We start from the raw sequence: 18,970 nt of genomic DNA, 5'->3' as shown, positions 1-18,970 counted from the left end.
ATCGCGCGCGTCCCCTCATCCGGCCGGGCCCCGGGGACCGGGCGTGTCGCCGAGGGACGCGGGGCCGGGGGAGCCGGCGGGGGAGAGCCCGGGGCGGGCGGCGCCGGCGCGGGAGAGGCGCGGGCCTGCGGGGGTGGTGACGCGGCCCGCGTCGAGCACGACGACCTGGTCGACGGCGCGCAGGGTCGCCGGCCGGTGGGTGATCCAGACGGTGGTGCGGCCGGCCGAGTCACGGCGCAGCCGGTCCAGGAGGCGTGCCTCGGTGGCGGCGTCGAGCTGGCCGGTGACCTCGTCGCAGATCAGCAGCGCGGGGCGCCGGAGCAGCGCCTGGGCGAGGGACAGGCGCTGCAGTTCGCCGCCGGACAGGTCGGCGCCGTGCTCGGCGAGCCGTGTGCGCAGGCGGCCGGGCAGGGCCCGGACCGCTTCGGCCAGGTCCACGGTCTCGAGCACGTGCCAGAGCAGGTCCTCATCCGCGCCGGGATCGGCGAGCCGGAGGTTCCCGGCGATGGTGTCCGAGAAGACGAACGGCCGCTGGTCGGCGAGCGCCACCCGGCGGCGGATCAGGTCCTCGGGGAGGTCGCGCAGGTCGGCGCCGTCGAGGGTGATCGTGCCGTGCGTCGGGGTCAGGACGGCGGCCAGCAGGTACCCCAGCGACGACTTGCCGCTGCCGGTCGCGCCGAGGACGGCCGTGGTCGATCCCGGCGGCAGGTCGAGGTCCACCCCGGCGAGGACCGGCGGCGAGCCGGGATACGCGAAGCCCACTCCGCGCGCGGACACCGCGGCGGCACGCCGTTCGGCGGCCGCGGGCGAGGCCGCACCGGTGACGGTCGGCCCGATGACGGTCGGCCCGATGATGGTCGGCCCGATGATGGTCGGCCCGGTGGTGGTGGCCGGCCCGGTGGTGGCCGCGCGCGCCGGGGGAGCGGGACGAGGCGGGGCGGAACCAGACGGCCCGGGAGGCGCCGGTGCGGGAGGCGGCGGGACGCGAGGCCGCGGGACGTCGATGATCTCGAAGATCCGCCGGGCGGCGGCCACGGTGGTGCCGGACTCCCCGGCGAACGCCTCGACCGCGGTCAGGGCGGGCGCCATGGCCAGCGTGACCGCGATCGCGGCCCACCAGGACTGGCGGTCGAGCTGCCCGTCCCGCCACAGGCACGCCCCGGCGACCGCGACGGCGGACACGGTGGCCGCCAGGACGGCGGTGTTCGCGGCCCGGCGGATCGCGAGGCGGGCCGCCAGCGCGCGGGTGTCGCCGGCGGCGCGCTCCTCCAGCGCGCCAAGCCGCCGTTCCCACCGCCCGGCCGCCCCGAGCAGGGCCAGGTCCCGCAGCCCGCCGACGGTGTCGGCGACGTGGGCCGCGATGAGCCCGCGCGTCTCCTGACGCCGCCGGGCCGCCTGCCGCACCGGGCGGCGGCCGAGCAGCGGCACCGCCAGGCCGGACACCGCCGCGCCCGCCAGCGAGATCACCGCCAGGGCCGGGTGGGCGGCGGCGGCCAGGTACCCGGCCGATCCGAGCGCGACGACGACGGCGGCGAGAGCGGGCGCGATCGTGTGCGCGTAGAACACCTCGACCCGGTTGACGTCGGCCGTGGCCCGGGCGGCCAGATCGCCGGAACGGTGCCGGTGGAGCACCCCGGGCGCCTGCCGCGCGAGGGCGTCGAAGAAGTCGGTCCGCAGCCGCGCCAGCACGGTGAAGGCCACGCGGTGGCCGAGGTACTGCTCCCCGTAGTGGGCGGTGCCCTTGGCGGCGGCGAGTACGACGATCGTCCCGGCCGTCGCGACGGCGTCCGCGCCGGCGGCGAGCGCGCGCGCCGCGACCGTCAGGATCGCGATCCCCAGGGCCAGGTGCAGCACGCGCAGCGCGGCCGAGGCCGCCAGCCACGCCGAGAAGGGCCGGGCGAACGCGGCCAGCCTGCGGATCACGCGGTCACCGCCGGTGCGCCGGTGACCGCCACGACCCGGTCCGCGGCCCGCCGCAGGGCCGCCGAGTGGGTGGCGACGAGGATCGTCCGCTCGCCGCGCAGCCGCCGCAGGGACTCGATGATCAGCTCTTCGGCGCGCGGGTCGATGTGGCTGGTCGGCTCGTCCAGCAGCAGGACGCAGGCGTCGAGGAGCAGCGCGCGGGCCAGCGCCAGCCGCTGCGCCTGGCCGCCGGAGAGGGTCAGGCCCTCGTCCCCGACACGCGCGCCGAGGCCGCCGGGCATGGCGCGCACCTCCTCCGCCAGCCGCGCCCGCTCCAGGACCTCCCACAGCCGCCGCTCACTCGCCGCCGGGTCGGCCAGCCGCAGGTTGCCCGCGACGGTGCCGGTGAACAGCCACGGCCGCTGGGGCACGAGCGCGGCCCGCGCCGCGCCGCCGCCGGGGCCCGGCAGCCGGACCGTCCCGCTCCGCGGGGTCAGTTCGCCGGCCACCACCGACAGCAGCGTGGACTTGCCCGCGCCCGAGGGGCCCGCCAGCGCCACCATCTCGCCGCGGCCGACGCGCAGCGTGATCCCCTCCAGCACGGCCGGGCCGTCCCCGTGCCCGGCCGTGACCTCCACCAGCTCGATCGCGGTACCGCCGCCCTCGCGCGAGTCCGCCCCGCGCGCGGCGGCGCTCCCGCCCGCCGCAGGCGCGGCCCGCCCGGCCGCCGCCCCGGATGCCGTACGCCGGGCCGGGTCCGCCGGGGTACGGCCACCGGCCGCGTGCGCCGCCGGCACGGCAGCGCCGGGCGCGGCGGCCGTACGGCCGCCGGACAGGACGCCGAGGATCTGGCGGCCCGCGGCCCGGCCCGTCATGGCGATGTAGAAGAACCGGCCCATGACGCCGATCGGCTCGGTCAGCAGCACCGAGATCAGCACCAGGGCGACGGCCGTGCCGGCGGAGATCGCGCCCGACGCGTGCCGGGACAGGGCCAGGGCGGCGCCCGCGCCGATCAGCCCGCCGTGGAACACCACGTCGGTGACGAGCAGGACCACCTGGTTGCCGGCCAGCAGGCGCATGGTGGCCCGCCGCTGCCGCTCGCTCTCGGCGGCCAGCAGCCGCGATCGCCGTTCGGCCGCGCCCAGCAGCGTGAGCAGCCGGAGCCCCCGCACGGATTCCAGGAAGTGCGCGGCCAGCCGCCGGGAGCGGGCCTGGTGGCCGTTGGAGGAGGCGCGGGACAGCCGCAGGAACCCGCCGATCACCGGCGGCACGGTCACCACGACCGCCAGCAGCGTCAGCGCCGCCGCCGTGCCGGCGAGCCACGCGACGATCGCCACCACGACCAGCGGGGTGGTGGCCGAGGAGACGAGCGCGCCGAGGAACCCGCCGCGCCAGGCGGCGACCTTGGCGGCCCCGTCGGTGGCCAGCGAGGCCAGGCCGCCGGCGACGGGACCACCGGCCCCGGCGGGCTCTCCGCGCGCGCCGCCCGCGAGGACGAACCGGTGGATGCGCGCGCGCACGGCGGCCTCGGCGGCGGCCTCCCCGCGCCCGTTCGCGAGACCCTGGCCGAGGACCCCGGCCGCCGCCAGGGCGATCCCCGATCCCATCAGGGCCGCCGCCTGCCAGGGCCGCCCGGTCCCCGCGATGTCGTCGATGAGGCGGCCCGTGCCCACATGGCACACGCCCAGGCCCGCCGCCGTCAGCCAGCCGCAGCCCAGCGCGGCCAGGACGTGGCGCCGCACCGGCACCTCCAGCCGGGGCGCGGCGCCCGCCGCGCGGGTCACCGGAACGATCCGGGGTGCAGCCAGCGGGCGATCTCGTCGAGCCCGTCGGCGATGCCCGCCCCTCCGGTCCCGTAGGAGATCCGCGCCGGCAGCAGCTTGACGCGGCCGTCGCGGACCGCGGGCAGGCCGGCCACGGCGGGGTTCCCCAGGACGGACTCGAACGAGGCGCGGCCCTTGCCCGTGACGTCCACCAGCAGGATCGCGTCCGGGCGCGCGGCGATGAGCTGCTCGGCGGTGACCGGCGCGGTGGCGCGGAGCCCGATCCGGGCGGCCACCGGCTCGCCGCCCGCCCGCCTGACCAGATCGGAGGTCAGCACGTCGGCGGCGTTGATGAACGGCCGGCCGGCCTGGTTGGACAGGATCGCCACGCCCGGCCTGGCGGCGACGCGCCCGATCTTCTCGGCGACGCCGCGCGCCCGCCGGTCGAGCCCCGCCACCAGCTCGGCGGCCTTCGCCTCGGCGCCCAGCGCCGTGCCGAGGAGGGTCAGGTTCCGCTGGACCTCCTCCAGGGTGCCCCAGTTGTTGCCGATGGCGATCATCGGGATGCCGGCCCGGGCGAGGGTGGCCCGGGCGTCCCGCTCCCCGCCGTGCCGGGTGGTGATCAGGATCAGGTCGGGGTTCAGGGAGATGATCTGCTCGGGGTCCGGGTCGGTGCCCGGGGGCAGCTTGGTCGCGACGGAGGCCATCGCCCGGGCGTGGCCGGACAGCGAGGGGTTGGCGGCCGAGGCGGGGACGGCGATCAGGCGCCCGGCGCCGGCCAGTTCCACGGCGGCCTCCGCCACGTCCGCCGAGAGCGCGGCGATGCGCTGGGGCCGGCGCGGGATGGTCACCGGGCCCGCCGGGTCGCCGGGCACCTGGACCGTACGCGGGTAGGACGCCGCCGCCGGGGCGGGGGCGGGCGGGCCCCCGGTGGCGTCCCGGGCGCAGCCGGCGAGCAGGCCCAGGCCGAGCACGGCCGCGCACAGCCTGGTGAGGAGGTGGTTCACGGGTTCTCCAATGCGGTGACGGTGAGGGATCCGGTGAGGTCGTCGGGGCGGACCATCGCGCGTATCCCGTAGGCCCCGTCCAGGTGGGCGGGGGTGAGCACGTGCGCCGGCGCGCCGGTGGCGACCAGGCGGCCGCCGGCCAGCAGGGCCAGTTCGGTGCAGTAACGGGCGGCGAGGTTGAGGTCGTGCAGCACCACCAGCACGGTCCGGCCGGCGTCGGCGCGGTCGCGCAGCAGCCGCAGGACGCCGAGCTGGTGGCGCAGGTCCAGGGCGGAGACCGGCTCGTCGGCCAGCAGCACGGGGGTGTCCTGCGCGAGGGCCTTGGCCAGGAGCACGAGCTGGCGTTCCCCGCCGGACAGCGTGGTCACGTCGCGCCCGGCCAGGTGGGCGGTGCCGGTGGCGGCCATCGCGCGCTCGGCCGCGCGGTGGTCGGCGGGCCCCTCCAGGGCGAAGCGGCCCAGGCGCGGGTGCCGTCCCATGAGCGTCACCTCGTAGGCGGTGAAGGGGAAGGCCAGTGCCGTCTCCTGCGGCACGTGGGCGATGACGCGGGCCAGCTCCCGGGGCCGGAGGTCGTGCGCCGCGCGGCCCTCGACCGTCACCCGCCCGCCGGCGGGCCGCCGCAGCCCGGCGATCGTGTGGAGCAGGGTGGTCTTGCCGGCGCCGTTGGGGCCGACCAGCCCGAGCATCCGCCCGGCGGGCACGCGCAGCTCGACGCCGTCGAGGAGCGCCCTGCCGTCCGCCTCGACCCGCAGGCCCTCGGCGGCGATCACCGCGTCCTCCGCCGGGTCCACAGCACCAGCAGCAGGAACACCGGGGCGCCGACGAACGCGGTGACCACGCCGGTCTGGAGCGTCACCGGGGCGAGTGTCATCCGCGCCACGGTGTCGGCCAGCACCAGGAACACCGCGCCCAGCAGCGCGCTCGCCGGGAGCAGCAGCCGATGGTCGGCGCCCAGGGCCAGCCGGATCACATGCGGGGCGACCAGCCCGACGAACCCGATCACCCCGCTGACGGACACCGCCACCCCCGTCAGCAGGGACGCCAGGAGCAGCAGGGCGTGCCGGGTGCGGGTGACGTCCACGCCGCCGGCGCGGGCGGCGTCGTCCCCGAGCAGCATGACGTTCAGGTCGCGGGAGAAGACCAGCGTGACCGCGACACCGGCGAGGACCGGCCACAGCACCAGCCGGACGTGCTCCCAGGTGCGGGCGTCCAGGTCCCCCTGCAGCCAGAAGACGACGCCGCGCAGCGACTGCTCGTCGGGTGCGTTGGCCACCAGCGCGGACACCAGCGCCCCGAGCAGCGCGTTGAGCGCGATCCCCGCGAGCAGCACCGTGGCCGGCCCGCGGCTCATCGCCCCGATCGCGTGGATCACGGCCACGGTGGCCAGCGCGCCGGCGAAGGCGGCGGCGGGCACGACCGCGGTGCCCGCCGCCCCGGAGGTGATGGCCAGCACCGCGCCCGCCGCCGCGCCCGCCGACACCCCGGTCACCCCCGGTTCGGCCAGCGGATTGCCGAACAGGGCCTGCATCACCGCGCCCGCCACGCCCAGCGCCGCGCCGACCAGCGCCGCGACCAGCACGCGCGGCAGCCGGATCTGGCCGACCACGAGGGCGTCGCGGGCGGCCACCTCGCCCGCGGGCAGGCCGAGCAGGCCGCCCAGGGCGCTCACGACGTCGCCCGGGGAGACCGGGACCGGCCCGAGCGCGATCGCCAGGCCGCCCACCGCCGCGAGCAGTACGGCCAGCCCGCCCGCGGTCCAGGCCGGCAGGGGGCCGAGGGCGCGCCCGGGCCTGGGCCGGACTACCCGCACGAGGCGACCACCCCGGCCGGCCCGGCGGGGGCGGGGGCGCACGACGTGGACGGCGGGGGTGCGGGCCAGGGCATGGATGTGACGCCTTCCTCGACAGGTGGGGTCACCCGGCCGTGACGCGGGCATGGCGCCGCCCGCGGCCGGGTCGAGCCGACATGAGGAGGATGAGGATAATGAAAACCGTTATCGTTCGCTACCTGACGAATCGCCCGGATGTCGCGCGCGGCGGCTCTGGGCGGCGGAAGGAAACGGAGAGTGATCGGCGGTGACGCCGGGAAACCTGAGGGCGATGCCCCGGGCCCGGGCCGGGCTGGAGCGCGGCGACCCGGCGGCCCGGCCCTTCCCGTACGGCGGGGCCGCCGCGCCGGGGGTGGGACCGCCTGTCCCGGCTGCGGGAGAGGCGGCGGGGGCCGGCGTCCCGGGGCGGCCCAGGTGTCACGCGCGGGCGGGCGGGGTCTCCGTCTCGCGGCGGGTGAGGACCAGGGGGCCGTCCTCGGTGACGGCGACCGTGTGCTCGGAGTGGGCCGTGCGGGAGCCGTCCGCCGAGCGGATGGTCCAGCCGTCGGGGTCGTAGACGATCCGGTCGGTCGTGCGCGCGAACCACGGTTCGAGGGCGAGGGTCAGTCCCGGGCGGAGCTTCAGCCCGTGGCCCGCCCGGCCCCTGTTGGGGACGTGCAGGTCCTCGTGCATGGTGCGGCCGATGCCGTGGCCGCCGAACTCGGTGTTGACCGGGTAGCCGTACTCCCGGGCCACCGCCCCGATGGCCGCCGAGATGTCGCCCAGCCGGTTGCCCGGTCGCGCCGCCTCGATCGCCGCCTCCAGCGCCTCCTCCGTGGCGCGGATGAGCCGCAGGTCCTCCTCGGCGGGGGTGCCCACGATGATCGTGCGCGCCGAATCGGCCACCCAGCCGTCGATGCCGACCGCGAGGTCCGCGGTGAGCACGTCCCCGTCGCGCAGCGTGTAGTCATGGGGCAGGCCGTGCAGGACGGCGTCGTTGACGGACAGGCAGATGACGTTGCGGAACGGGCCCCGCCCGAAGGACGGCGCGTAGTCCCAGTAGCACGACTCCGCCCCGCGCCGCTTGATCATGCCGCGCGCGTGGTGCTCCAGGTCCATCAGATTGACGCCGACGTCGGCGAGCCGCCCGATCTCGGAGAGCACTTCGGCGACGAACCGCCCGGCCACGTGCATGCGCCGGATCTCCGCGGGCGACTTCAGTTCGATCACGTGAGCCTCATCTCAAGGTGCTGGTATTACTATACCGTCACCCTAACACTTGCCGGTATAGTAATACCAACCGTATCCTGGGGGCATGGTCCGCCAACCGCTCACCCCTGAGCAGATCGAAGCCGGAAAGCGTCTCGGCGCCCTGCTGCGCCACGCGCGAGCGGGACGCGACCTGGCCGAGGTCGCGCACGCGGCCGGCGTCTCGCCGGAGACCCTGCGCAAGATCGAGACCGGGCGCCTGCCGTCCCCCGGCTTCGGCACGATCGTCCGCCTCTGCGAGGCGCTCGACCTGCCGGTCCAGGACCTCGCCGCCGCCTGGCGCGGCGCCCCCCTCTCCCTCGGAGCCGTCTCCTAGCCCCGGCCACGCCCCGCATCCTGTCCGCCCGCCGGCGATCCCCGCTCCCGTGGACCGCCGGCGGGCTTGTTCGTTCGTCTCGTCGCGGTGATGGGGGATGGAGGGTTGTCGGGGCCGCACATTACATGCAATGTGTAGGAAACGGAGGGAGAACACATGTCCCTGACCCGGCCCGGCGCTGACGCCGTCGACTCCGTCCCCCGTCTCCGGACCCTCGTCCCCCTGAGCCTGCAGCACGTGCTGATCGCGTACTCGGGCATGGTGACCGTGCCGCTGCTGATCGGCAGCGGGATCGGGCTGCCCCCCGCCCAGATCGCCGTGCTCATCACCGCCAACCTGTTCGTCAGCGGGGTCGCCACGCTGCTGCAGACCCTCGGCGTGTGGAAGGTCGGCGTCCGGCTGCCCATCCTCATGGGCTCCACGTTCACCGGCATCGGGCCGGGCATCATCGTCGGCCGCGAGGGCGGGCTGCCCGCGGTCTTCGGCGCCACCGTGGTCGCGGGGCTGCTGACCTTCCTGGCCGCGCCGTACTTCAGCCGGCTGCTGCGGTTCTTCCCGCCCGTGGTGACCGGCTCGGTCATCGCGATCATCGGGTTCTCGCTGGTCCCCTCGACCGCCTCGCTGATCGCCGGGCCCGACCCGGCCGCCCCCGGGTACGCCCAGGCCGGGCACATCGGGCTGGCGGCGGCGACGATCCTGCTCGTGCTGCTGCTGGAGCGGTTCGCGCCCGCCGGCGTGGCCCGGCTGGCCGTGCTGATCGCGCTGGTCGCGGGCACGCTGGCGGCGCTCCCGCTCGGCATCGCCGACTTCTCGCAGGTCGGGCGCGCGCCGCTGTTCGGGTTCGTGCTCCCGTTCGAGTTCGGCTGGCCCACGTTCGCCCTGTCGGCGGTGCTGCCGATGGTGATCGTGCAGCTCGTCAACATGGTCGAGTCGGCCGGCGACACCCTCGCCATGGGCCAGATCGCCGGCCGTCCCGTCGGGCCGCCCGAGGTCGCCAAGGCGCTGCGCGCGGACGGCGCGGCCACCGCCTTCGCCGGCGTCTTCAACTCCTTCACCATCGTCACCTTCGGCGAGAACGTCGGGCTGGTCAGCATGACCAAGGTGCTCAGCCGGTACGTCGTGGCGGCGGCCGGGCTGCTGCTGGTGCTGCTCGGCCTGCTGCCCAAGCTGGGCGCGGTGATCGCCGGGCTGCCCGGGCCGGTGCTCGGTGGAGTCGGCGTGGTGATGTTCGGCATGGTCGGCGCCGTGGGGCTGCGCATCCTGGCCCAGGCCGACCTGACCGACGCGCGCAACCTGCTGGTGATCGCGATCTCGTTCGGGCTCGGCTTCCTCCCGGTCGGGGCGCCGCACCTGTACGAGAACTTCCCGGCGTTCGCCCAGACCGTGCTGGGCAGCGGCATCGCGGCCGGCGGCATCGCCGCGTTCCTGCTGAACCTGCTCCTCAACGAGACCCGCCGCGCCGCGGCCGAGCCCGCGTGAGCCGTACCCGGCGGGGCGCCCGCGCGAACCAGGAAGGACCGCGATGCTGACCATCAGGGACACCACGGTGTGGTCGGACGGCCGCTGGCGGGCGGGCGCCGACGTCGTCGTCGAGGCCGGGCGGGTGAGCGCGCTGGTCCCGCACGGCGCCGCGCCCGCCACCGGGCGCGTGATCGACGGCACCGGCGGGCATCTCGTCCCCGGCCTGGTCAACACCCACACCCACCTGCACCAGTCGATCATGCGCGGGATCGCCGAGGGCGAGCCGCTCCTGCGCTGGCTGCGGTACGTCGCCGAGGGCACCGTCGCCCTCACCCCGGAGCAGGCGCACACCGCCGCCACGGCCGCGGCCGTGGAGGCCCTGCGCTCGGGCACGACCGCGCTGGTCGAGCACATGTGGCCGCACCCCTCGCGCGAGGTGCACGACGCGGTGCTGCGGGCGCTGGAGGAGGCCGGCGTGCGCGCCGTGGTGTGCCGCGGCGTCGCCGACCGGCCCGACCCCACCCGCAGGTGGGGCTTCGAGCCGCGGCTGATGGAGCCCCTGGAGGACGCCCTGGCCCACGCGGCCGCGCTGGCCTCCCGCCACCCGCCCGGCGGCCGGATCACGATCGGCCTGGCCGTGCCCAACCCGCGTTCGCTCACGCCGTACGGCCTGCGCCGGGTGCGGGAGTTCGCCGAGGAGCACGCGATGCCGGTCAGCATCCACCTGCTGGAGACCGGCACCGACGAGCGGATGTGCCGCGAGCACGCGGGCGCCGGGGCGGTGGAGTACCTGGCGCGGGCCGGGTTCCTGTGGCCCGGGCTGATCGCGGTGCACTGCTGCGAACTCGACGAGGCCGGGCGCCGCGCCCTGGCCGAGCACGGCGTTGCCGTCTCCTACAACCCGCTCAGCAACATGCGCCTGGGCAGCGGGATCGCCCCGGTGCCGGAGATGCTGGCCGCCGGCATCCGCGTGGGCCTGGGCGTGGACGGGGCGGCCAGCAACGACACCCAGGACATGCTGGAGGCCATGCGGATGGGGGCCTACCTCCAGCGGGCCGCGCACCGCCGCGCCGACCTGCTGGGGTTCGCCGAGATGTTCGCGATCGCCTCGACCGGGGCCAACGCGGCCGCCGGGCTGGAGGACCGCCCGCGCGGCGTCGTGCCCGGCGCGCAGGCGGACCTGGCGCTGCTGCGCTTCGACCGCGACCTGGCGTGCGTGCCCGTGCTCGACCCCGGCGCCACGCTGCTCACCAGCGGGCGGGCGGGCGCCGTGGACACGGTCCTGGTGGCGGGGGAGGTGCTCGTCGCCGGCGGCAGGCACACCCGGATCGACGAGAAGGACCTGATCGCGCGGGTGGCGGCCGCCGCCCCCGACCCCGCCCGCCTCGTGCCCGACCTGGCCTGCCCCCGCGCCCGCGCCTGACCGGAACCGCCCGTACGGCTCACCGCCGGATTCCGCCCGGAAAGGGGGTAGGCGAGATTGCACATTACATGTAATCTGGCGGTGAGCCGATCGAGGACGGACATGACCACGACCTACGAGCTGGTGAACCGCATCCCGCCGGGCGCGCTGCTGGCCGACCGGGCCTACGCCGAACTGCGCGCCTCGATCCTGGAGAACCGGCTGAAGCCGGGCACGCCGCTCAGCGTCCCGGCGCTGGCCGAGCAGCTCAACGTCAGCCGCAGCCCCGTCCGCGAGGCCGTGCAGCGGCTCATCCACGACGGGCTCGCCACCCACGTGCCCCACCGGGGCGCCGAGGTGAGCCGGGTGGACGTCGCCGACCTGCGCCACCTCTACCTCGTGCGCGAGGAACTGGAGGGCCTGGCCGCGCGGCTGGCCACCGAGCGGCTGGACGTGTCGGACCTGGCGGAGCTGGACGCGGTCCTGGCCGAGCACGAGGAGGTCGCCACCGCCGGCGGCGGGGAGGGCGCGCACGTCCGGCAGGACATGCGCTTCCACCGGCTGATCCGCCGCCTCAGCGGCAACCCGCACCTGATCGCGATCCTCGACCAGATCGAGGGCAAGGCCCACCTGGCCCTGCACTCCCTGTGGCGGCACCCCCACGCCCCGGCGCTGGCCGTGGAGGAGCACCGCCGCATCTACGACGCCATGGCCGCCGGCGACCCGGCCGAGGCCGAGCGCGCCGCCCGCGCCCACGTCGCCCGCCTGCGCGTCCGCCTGTCCCAGGCGGCCGAGCTCCAGGCGGCGGAGGACACCGGGCCCGTCCGCCCCTCCTGACCCCGGTCGCCCGGCCCCGCCCGGCGACCCCGAGATCTCCACCCCGTCCACGACAGTTCCACCGATTCCACCGATTCCACCGATTCCACCGATTCCACCGATTCCACCGATTCCACCGATTCCACCGATTCCACCGATTCCACCGATTCCAGCGACTCCACCGGCTCCGGACGAACCGGACCGGCCCCGGCCGGAGACCCAACTCCGCGTCCGGGCCGTCCCCGGTCCCGCGAGCCGAAGATCGCGCGCCCCGGCACAGGGCCGGGCCGCGCAAGCCGTACCTCCTGATCCGCGCGGCGAGTAGGCGGCCGCCACCCCACCCGCAGCCATCGGCCCCGCCCGCCGCGCGCCCGCGCCGGGACCCGGGCCGGCCCGGTGACGCAGACGAGGGAGGACGGTTCCGCGTGAGCACGATGACGACCCGGCGGACGGCCCGGGGCACGGCCCAGGGGGTCGGGGCGAGCGCGCCCCGCCCCGACGGCCGCGCCAAGGTGACCGGGCGGTTCGCCTACTCCTCCGACCTGCGCCGCGACGGCATGCTCTGGGGCGCCACCCTGCGCAGCCCCCACCCGCACGCGCTGATCCGCCGCCTGGACGTGACGCCCGCGCTGGCCCTGCCCGGTGTCCACGCGGTCCTGACCGGCGAGGACGTGCCCGGCAGCCGCACCTACGGGATGAAGGTCAGCGACCAGCCGGTGCTCGCCACCGGCGTCGTCCGCCACCACGGTGAGCCCGTCGCGGTCGTGGCCGCCGACCACCCCGAGACCGCCCGCCGGGCGCTGCGCCTGATCAGGGCCGAGTACGAGCCGCTCGCCCCGCTCACCGACCCCGAGGCCGCGCTCGCCGCCGGATCCCTGGTGCGGCACGTGCGCATCCGGCACGGCGACCTGGCCGCCGCCCGCGAGCGCGCCGAGGTGGTCGTGGCGGGCGAGTACGAGGTGGGGATGCAGGACCAGGCCTTCCTCGGCCCCGAGTCGGGCCTGGCCGTGCCGCTGCCGGACGGGGGAGTGGAGCTGCACGTCTCCAGCCAGTGGCTGCACACCGACCGGCGGCAGGTGGCCGCCTGCCTCGGGCTGCCCGAGGAGCGCGTGCGGCTGGTCCTGGCCGGGGTCGGCGGCGCGTTCGGCGGCCGGGAGGACCTGTCCGTGCACGTCCACGCCTGCCTGCTGGCACTGCGCACGGGCCGCCCGGTCGCCATGTCCTACGGCCGGGAGGAGTCCTTCCTCGGGCACGTCCACCGGCACCCGGCCCGGCTGCGGATCGAGCACGGCGCCACCCGCGACGGCCGGATCGCCTACGTCACCGCCCGGCTGCTCCTCGACGGCGGCGCCTACACCTCGACCTCGCCGGTCGTCATCGCCAACGCCTGCTACTTCGCCGCCGGGGCCTACGAGGTGCCCGCCGCCGCGATCGACGGGTACACGGTCTTCACCAACAACCCGCCCTGCGGGGCCATGCGCGGCTTCGGCGCCGTGCAGTCCTGCTACGGCGTCGAGTCCAACCTGGACCGGCTCGCCGCGGCGCTCGGCGCGGACCCGCTGGACCTGCGGATCCGCAACGCCATGCGGCCCGGGACGATCCTGCCCACCGGCCAGGCCGTGGACGGCCCCGCCCCGGTGGCCGAGCTGCTGCGCCGCCTGGCCGCGCGGCCGCTGCCGCCGCGCGAGCCGTACGACCCGCGGGCCATGCCCGGCGGGGTCGGCAACGCGACCCGGGGCGAGTCGGTACGGCGGGGCGTGGGCTACGCCGTCGGGGTCAAGGCGATCGGGTACTCCGGCGGCGTGGACGACGGCTCCGTCGCGCGGGTGACCCTGGCGGTGGACGCCGGCGGGCCCGTCGCGCGGGTGCGCAGCGCCGCCGCCGAGTGCGGCCAGGGCATCGTGACCGTCCAGGCCCAGATCGCCCGCACCGAGCTGGGCGTCGAGCGCGTCGAGGTGCTCGGGGCCGACACCGGCGCCGGCGACGCCGGGTCCTCCTCGGCTTCCCGCCAGACCTGGATGACCGGCGGGGCCGTGCGGGGAGCCTGCGCGGCCGTGCGCGAACGGGTCCTCGGCCGGGCCGCCGCGCTGCTCGGGACCCCCGCCGGAGCCCTCGCGCTCGACGGCGGCGCGATCGTGCGCGCGGACACCGGCGAGGTGGCCCTGGAGCTGGAGGAGGCGCTGGCCGGCGGGGAGATCACCGCCGAGCACGAGTACCGCCACCGGCCCACCACCGGCATCGACCCCGAGACCGGGCAGGGCGACGCGCACGTGGCGTTCGCGTTCGCCGCCCACCGAGCCGTGGTGGACGTGGACGTCGAGCTGGGGCTGGTGCGCGTCGTCGAGATGGCCACCGCCCAGGACGTCGGCACCGCGATCAACCCGCTCGCCGTCGAGGGCCAGATCGAGGGCGGCACCGCCCAGGGCCTCGGCCTGGCGCTGATGGAGGAGATGCGGGTCGAGGACGGGCGGGTGCTCAACCCCTCCTTCACCGACTACCTGATCCCCACGATCCTCGACATGCCGCCGGTGCGCATGGACCTGCTGCACCTGCCGCACCCCGACTCCCCGTACGGCGTGAACGGGGTGGGCGAGCCGCCCAGCCTGTCGTCCACGCCGGCCGTCGCCAACGCGCTGCGGAACGCGACCGGCCTCGACCTGCCCCGCGTCCCCGTCCGGCCCGAGCACATCGCGGGCCGGGCCGAGGAGGTGAGGCCCGGCACGACCTGACATCCGCCGGTCCCCGCGCCGCCGCGCGGGCGGACCGGCGAGGCGCGTCACCCACCGCACGAACGAGGCGTGAGAAAGGCGACACCATGATCATCGACACCCACATGCATCCGACCAACATCGTGGACCAGGCCTGGCGGCACGACGGCGAGCCGTTCACCGGCGAGCGCACGATCGAGATGATGAACGGCCCCTACATGATCAACGGCAAGCCGCGCCGGATCGACTACGGCTGCATCATGCCGCCGCCCGGCAACAGCGTCTGGCAGGACGGCATGCCCGGCGGCCGCGAAGGCATCCGCAAGTACATGGCGTACATCACCGAGCTGGTCCAGCGGTACCCGGACCGGTTCATCGGCAACTTCATGTACAACCCCCGCTTCGGGCCCGAGAACGGGGCCAAGGAGCTGGAGTTCCACGTCAAGGAATACGGCTACAAGATGATGAAGCTCCACGCCAACATGCACGCCTACCGGCCGGACCGGGCGCTGGACTGGCTGCGGCCGGTGCTGCGGGTGTGCGACGAGCTGGGCGTGGTCGTCCTCATCCACACCGGCGACGGGCCGTACTCCATCCCGACGCAGTTCTACCCGATCATCCGGGAGTTCCGGGACGTCAACTTCATCCTCGCCCACTTCGGCGTGCAGACCGGCGGGGTCTACTGCTTCGAGGCGCTCTACATGATCCTCGACAGCCCCAACGTGTACGGCGAGTCCGGCTGGCTGCTCCAGTCCCGCATCGTGGAGTTCGCCCAGCAGATGGAACGGCACCAGCTCGTGTTCGGCACCGACTCGCCGCCGAACGAGCCGGGCATGTGGGCGCGGGAACTGGAGGTCCTGTGCGGGCCGCCGCCGCAGGGCATGAACCTGTCGGAGGAGGACCTGGAGGGGTACCTCGGCAACAACATGGCCAAGCTGCTCGGCCTGAAGCCGACGCCGCCGCCGCGCACGATGGAGGAGGCCCAGGCCCGGCTGCTCGACACCTACGCGACGGTCGACCCGGTCCCCGCCTCCTGACGTCCCCGTACGGCGGGCGCGGCCCGTCCGGTACGGCTCCCGCCCGCCCCGGCGGGAGCCGTACCGGGCCCGGCCCGCCCTCGCGGCGCCGGCGGCCCCGCCCCGCCGTACGGGCCGAACCGGGGGTCCCACCCGCAGGAGCCGCGGCTCCGCCATGGCGCTTTGGAGGCCGCCGTGGAAAGGCATCCCGTCGACGAGGTCCCGCGCCCGGCCCGGCTCGTCCCGCTCGGCGCGCAGCACGTGCTCGTCATGTACGCGAGCACCGTCGCCGTCCCGTTCATCGTCGCGGCCGGGCTCGGCCTCCCGGCCCGCGACGTCGTCTACCTGGTCGCCGCCGACCTGCTCCTGTGCGGCGTGGGCACGCTGCTCCAGTCGCTCGGGATCTGGCGGATCGGCGCCCGGCTGCCGCTGGTGATCGGCGCGGCCTATAACGGCGTCGTCCCCATGGTGCTGATCGGCTCCCAGCACGGGCTGCCCGTGATGTACGGGTCCGTGCTGGTGGCGGGGCTGTTCATGGTCGCCTTCTCGCCGGTGTTCGGGCGGCTGCTGCGGTTCTTCCCGCCGGTGGTCGTCGGCACCACGATCACGCTGATCGGGATCACGCTGGTCCCGGCGGGCGCCCGGCTGGTCTTCGGGGGGAAACCGGGCGAGCCGGGGTTCGGCGCGCTGCCGGGCGTCGGGCTCGGGCTGCTGACGCTGCTGGTGGTCGTGCTGCTGTACCGCTTCCTGCCCGCGCCGCTCGGGCAGCTCGCGATCCTCCTGGCGATGGCCCTGGTGACGCTGGCCGCGGTGGTCACCGGGCAGGCGGACTTCGGCGCGGTGGGCCACGGCCCCCTGGTCCAGGCGCCCGAGCCGTTCCACTTCGGGCTCCCGGCCATCGACCCGGTGGCCTGCCTGTCCCTGGTCGTCATCCAGTTCGTGCTGATGGTGGAGACCGCCGGGCAGGTGACGGCCGTCGGGGAGGCCGTGGACCGGCCCGCCGGGCCGCGCGAGATCGGCGCCGCGCTCCGCGCCGACGGGCTGATCACCGCGCTCGGCGGCGTCGTGCAGTCGTTCGTCTACATCACCTTCACCCAGAACATCGGCGTCGTCACCCTCACCCGGGTGCGCAGCCGGTACGTCACCGCCGCCGCCGGGGTCATGCTGATCCTGCTCAGCCTGTTCCCGGTGTTCGGCCGGGTCGTGGCCGCCGTCCCCGAGCCCGTCCTGGGCGGCGCCACCCTGGCCATGTTCGCCACGGTCGCCGTGATCGGCGTCCGCATGCTCGCCGCCGTGCCGCGCGACACCCCCAACCTGGTGATCGTCGCCGTCTCGCTCGCCGTCGGGCTGATCCCGATGGCCCTGCCCGGGGCGTACGGCGCGCTGCCGGCCGGCGCGCGGCTGTTCCTCGACGGCGGGGTCGCCGCCGGGACGGTCACCGCGCTGCTGCTCAACCTGCTGTTCCACCACCTGCCGTCGCGGCGGCGGGAACGAGTCGGAGAGGGGTCCTCATGACGGACCGCCTGGTCGTGGGCGTGTCGGGGTCCAGCGCCCCGCAGTACGGCATCGCCCTGCTGGAGGCCCTGCGCAAGCTGGGCGCCGTGGAGACCCACCTGATCGTGTCCGCCGGGGCGCGGCGCACCATCGAGCTGGAGGCCCGCCGGGACCCGGACGAGGTGTGCGCGCTGGCCGACGTCGTCCACGACGCCCGCGACCTGGCCGCGGCCGTGGCCTCGGGGTCGTTCCCCACGCTCGGGATGGCGGTCGTGCCGTGCTCGATGAAGACCCTGGCCGCCATCGCCCACGGCTACACCGACGACCTGCTCAGCCGCGCCGCCGACGTCACCCTCAAGGAACGGCGGCGGCTCGTCCTGGTGACCCGGGAGACCCCGCTCGGCCTGATCCACCTGCGCAACATGACCGCCGTCACCGAGGCCGGGGCCACCGTCCTGCCCCCGGTCCCCGGCTTCTACACCCGCCCCCGCACCATCGACGACCTGATCGCCCACACCGTCGGCAAGGTGCTCGACCAGTTCGGGATCGCGCACGACCTGTTCCGGCGGTGGACGGGCCCGGAAACGGAGCACGCGTGAACCAGGACCTGCACGTCTTCCTCTGCGAGTACGGCGAGGCCAACCCCGGCGACGTCCTCGTGGTGGACGAGGAGATCTCCGCCGAGGAGGAGGTGACCGCGCTCGCCGCCGAACTGGCCGCCCGGGGCCGCGAGCCGCTCATCTGCTGCCCCAAGGTGACCGGCCTCGGGGTGGAGCTGGTCACCAACGTCTTCGCCTCCCGCGACCGCATCGCCTCACTCTTCGGCACGACCCCCGCCGGGCTGCACGCCGCCTACCAGGCCCGGGCGCGCGCGGCCACCCCGCCGCGGCTCCTGCCGTACGGCCCGGCCCTGGACGAGGTCGCCACCGGCGACGCGGCGGACCTGGCGGCGGTGCCGATGATCCGCCACTTCGCCTCCGACCTCGGGCGCTACATCACCAGCGGGATCGTCGTGGCCGAGGACCCGGACGGGGAAGCGGGCAACCTCAGCTACCACCGCGCCACCCCCCACTCCCCGCGCGAGCTGGCCCTCAGCCTGCACTCGCGCGGCGACCTGTGGCGGCTGCTCGGCCGCGCCGCCGAGCTGGGGCGGCCGCTGCCGGTCGCGATGGTGCTGGGCGGGCACCCGCTGTTCATGCTCGCGGCCTCCGCCCGGGTCGGCCCCGGCGTGGACGAGCGCGACATCGCCGGCGGCCTGTTCGGGGCGCCGCTGGACGTGGTCCGCACCCCCGTGCACGGCATTCGGGTCCCGGCCACCGCCGACTTCGTCATCGAGGGCGTGATCGACCCCGCCGCCCGCGCGCCCGAGGGGCCCTTCGGCGAGTTCTCCGGCTACTCCTCCCACCGCTCCACCAACAACGTCCTGCGCGTGGACGCCATCTGCCGCCGCCGCGGGGCGCTGCTCCTGGACGTCGTCGCCGGGAACTCCGCCGAGCACCTCAACCTCGCCCGCGTCCCTCGCGAGTCGGAGATGGCCGAGCAGCTCAGGACCCGCTTCCCCGACGTGACCGCCCTGCACTACCCGGCCTCGGGCACCCACTTCCACGCCTACGTCGCCCTGCGCGGGCACCGCCCCGGCCAGGCCCGCCAGGTCATGCTGGGCCTCCTCGGCTGGGACCCCTACCTCAAGACCGTGATCGCCGTGGACGAGGACGTGGACGTCACCGACGACCGCGCGGTCCTGTGGGCCCTGGCCGCCCACTTCCAGCCCCACCGCGACCTGTTCGTCGTCGACGGCCTCCCCGGCAGCCCCCTCGACCCCTCCGCCGGCCCCGACGGCACCACCTCCCGCATGGCCCTGGACGCCACCCGCCCGCCGGGCTTCGAAGGCGACCCCATCCGCCTCTCGCCCTCGGCGATCGCCCGCGCCCGCTCCCTCCTCCAGACGCTGTGACCCTCCGCCCGCGGCGATCCCGCCGTACGGCGGTGCGATGCCGTACGGCGGGCGG

Annotated in this window: 15 protein-coding genes; 9 read left to right on the top strand and 6 right to left on the bottom strand. The window is 75.9% G+C overall.

The features are described from left to right. Positions 1–15: 15 nt before the first annotated feature. From D5H75_RS01025 to map, 6 genes are all read right to left on the bottom strand, one after another. Positions 16–1,923 (bottom strand): ABC transporter ATP-binding protein, encoded by a 1,908-nt coding sequence (locus tag D5H75_RS01025; protein WP_119924400.1) that lies wholly within the window; start codon positions 1,921–1,923, stop codon positions 16–18. Then, entirely contained in the window at positions 1,920–3,686 is a 1,767-nt protein-coding gene (locus tag D5H75_RS01020; protein WP_119924399.1) for an ATP-binding cassette domain-containing protein, read from the bottom strand. The genes D5H75_RS01025 and D5H75_RS01020 overlap by 4 nt, the downstream gene beginning before the upstream one ends. After that, positions 3,683–4,672, bottom strand: a complete 990-nt coding sequence (locus D5H75_RS01015) for an ABC transporter substrate-binding protein (RefSeq protein ID WP_119924398.1) — start codon at positions 4,670–4,672, stop codon at positions 3,683–3,685. The genes D5H75_RS01020 and D5H75_RS01015 overlap by 4 nt, the downstream gene beginning before the upstream one ends. Then, positions 4,669–5,463, bottom strand: coding sequence for an ABC transporter ATP-binding protein (locus D5H75_RS01010; RefSeq protein WP_119924397.1), 795 nt, complete (start codon positions 5,461–5,463; stop codon positions 4,669–4,671). The genes D5H75_RS01015 and D5H75_RS01010 overlap by 4 nt, the downstream gene beginning before the upstream one ends. Then, the gene (locus D5H75_RS01005) at positions 5,439–6,482 is read right to left on the bottom strand and encodes a FecCD family ABC transporter permease (protein WP_202637707.1); all 1,044 of its coding nucleotides are present in this window, start codon (positions 6,480–6,482) and stop codon (positions 5,439–5,441) included. Before D5H75_RS01005 ends, D5H75_RS01010 begins: the two co-directional genes overlap by 25 nt. 435 nt (positions 6,483–6,917) lie before the next feature. Next, entirely contained in the window at positions 6,918–7,709 is a 792-nt protein-coding gene (map, locus tag D5H75_RS01000; protein WP_119924395.1) for a type I methionyl aminopeptidase, read from the bottom strand. 85 nt (positions 7,710–7,794) lie between these two features. Between map and D5H75_RS00995 the strand changes: the two genes are divergently transcribed. The 9 genes from D5H75_RS00995 to D5H75_RS00950 all read left to right on the top strand — a co-directional run bounded on the left by D5H75_RS00995 (position 7,795) and on the right by D5H75_RS00950 (position 18,915). Then, complete coding sequence (locus D5H75_RS00995) at positions 7,795–8,064, top strand: helix-turn-helix transcriptional regulator (protein WP_119924394.1); 270 nt, start codon at positions 7,795–7,797, stop codon at positions 8,062–8,064. Positions 8,065–8,220: 156 nt separating this feature from the next. After that, positions 8,221–9,543, top strand: a complete 1,323-nt coding sequence (locus tag D5H75_RS00990) for a nucleobase:cation symporter-2 family protein (protein WP_119924393.1) — start codon at positions 8,221–8,223, stop codon at positions 9,541–9,543. Between the two features lie 43 nt (positions 9,544–9,586). Next, entirely contained in the window at positions 9,587–10,948 is a 1,362-nt protein-coding gene (locus D5H75_RS00985; RefSeq protein WP_119924392.1) for an amidohydrolase family protein, read from the top strand. Positions 10,949–11,050: 102 nt separating this feature from the next. Beyond that, complete coding sequence (locus D5H75_RS00980) at positions 11,051–11,764, top strand: GntR family transcriptional regulator (protein ID WP_119924391.1); 714 nt, start codon at positions 11,051–11,053, stop codon at positions 11,762–11,764. Positions 11,765–12,177: 413 nt separating this feature from the next. Then, a complete protein-coding gene (gene pucD, locus D5H75_RS00970) occupies positions 12,178–14,472 on the top strand; it encodes a xanthine dehydrogenase subunit D (protein WP_119924390.1) in 2,295 nt (764 codons plus the stop codon). 86 nt (positions 14,473–14,558) lie between these two features. Then, the gene (locus D5H75_RS00965) at positions 14,559–15,488 is read left to right on the top strand and encodes an amidohydrolase family protein (RefSeq protein WP_119924389.1); all 930 of its coding nucleotides are present in this window, start codon (positions 14,559–14,561) and stop codon (positions 15,486–15,488) included. A 174-nt stretch (positions 15,489–15,662) separates the two neighbouring features. Then, on the top strand, positions 15,663–16,982 hold the full coding sequence (locus D5H75_RS00960) for a nucleobase:cation symporter-2 family protein (RefSeq protein ID WP_147425025.1): 1,320 nt from the start codon (positions 15,663–15,665) through the stop codon (positions 16,980–16,982). After that, on the top strand, positions 16,979–17,560 hold the full coding sequence (locus tag D5H75_RS00955; RefSeq protein WP_119924387.1) for a UbiX family flavin prenyltransferase: 582 nt from the start codon (positions 16,979–16,981) through the stop codon (positions 17,558–17,560). The genes D5H75_RS00960 and D5H75_RS00955 overlap by 4 nt, the downstream gene beginning before the upstream one ends. Beyond that, positions 17,557–18,915 carry a UbiD family decarboxylase gene (locus tag D5H75_RS00950; RefSeq protein ID WP_202637706.1) on the top strand — a complete coding sequence of 453 codons (1,359 nt, stop codon included), beginning with the start codon at positions 17,557–17,559 and terminating at the stop codon, positions 18,913–18,915. The genes D5H75_RS00955 and D5H75_RS00950 overlap by 4 nt, the downstream gene beginning before the upstream one ends. The last annotated feature ends 55 nt before the right edge of the window (positions 18,916–18,970 follow it).

Origin of the sequence: Bailinhaonella thermotolerans (assembly GCF_003594875.1) — a bacterium.
GTDB lineage: Bacteria > Actinomycetota > Actinomycetes > Streptosporangiales > Streptosporangiaceae > Bailinhaonella > Bailinhaonella thermotolerans.
This window is presented reverse-complemented; position numbering and strand designations above follow the sequence as displayed.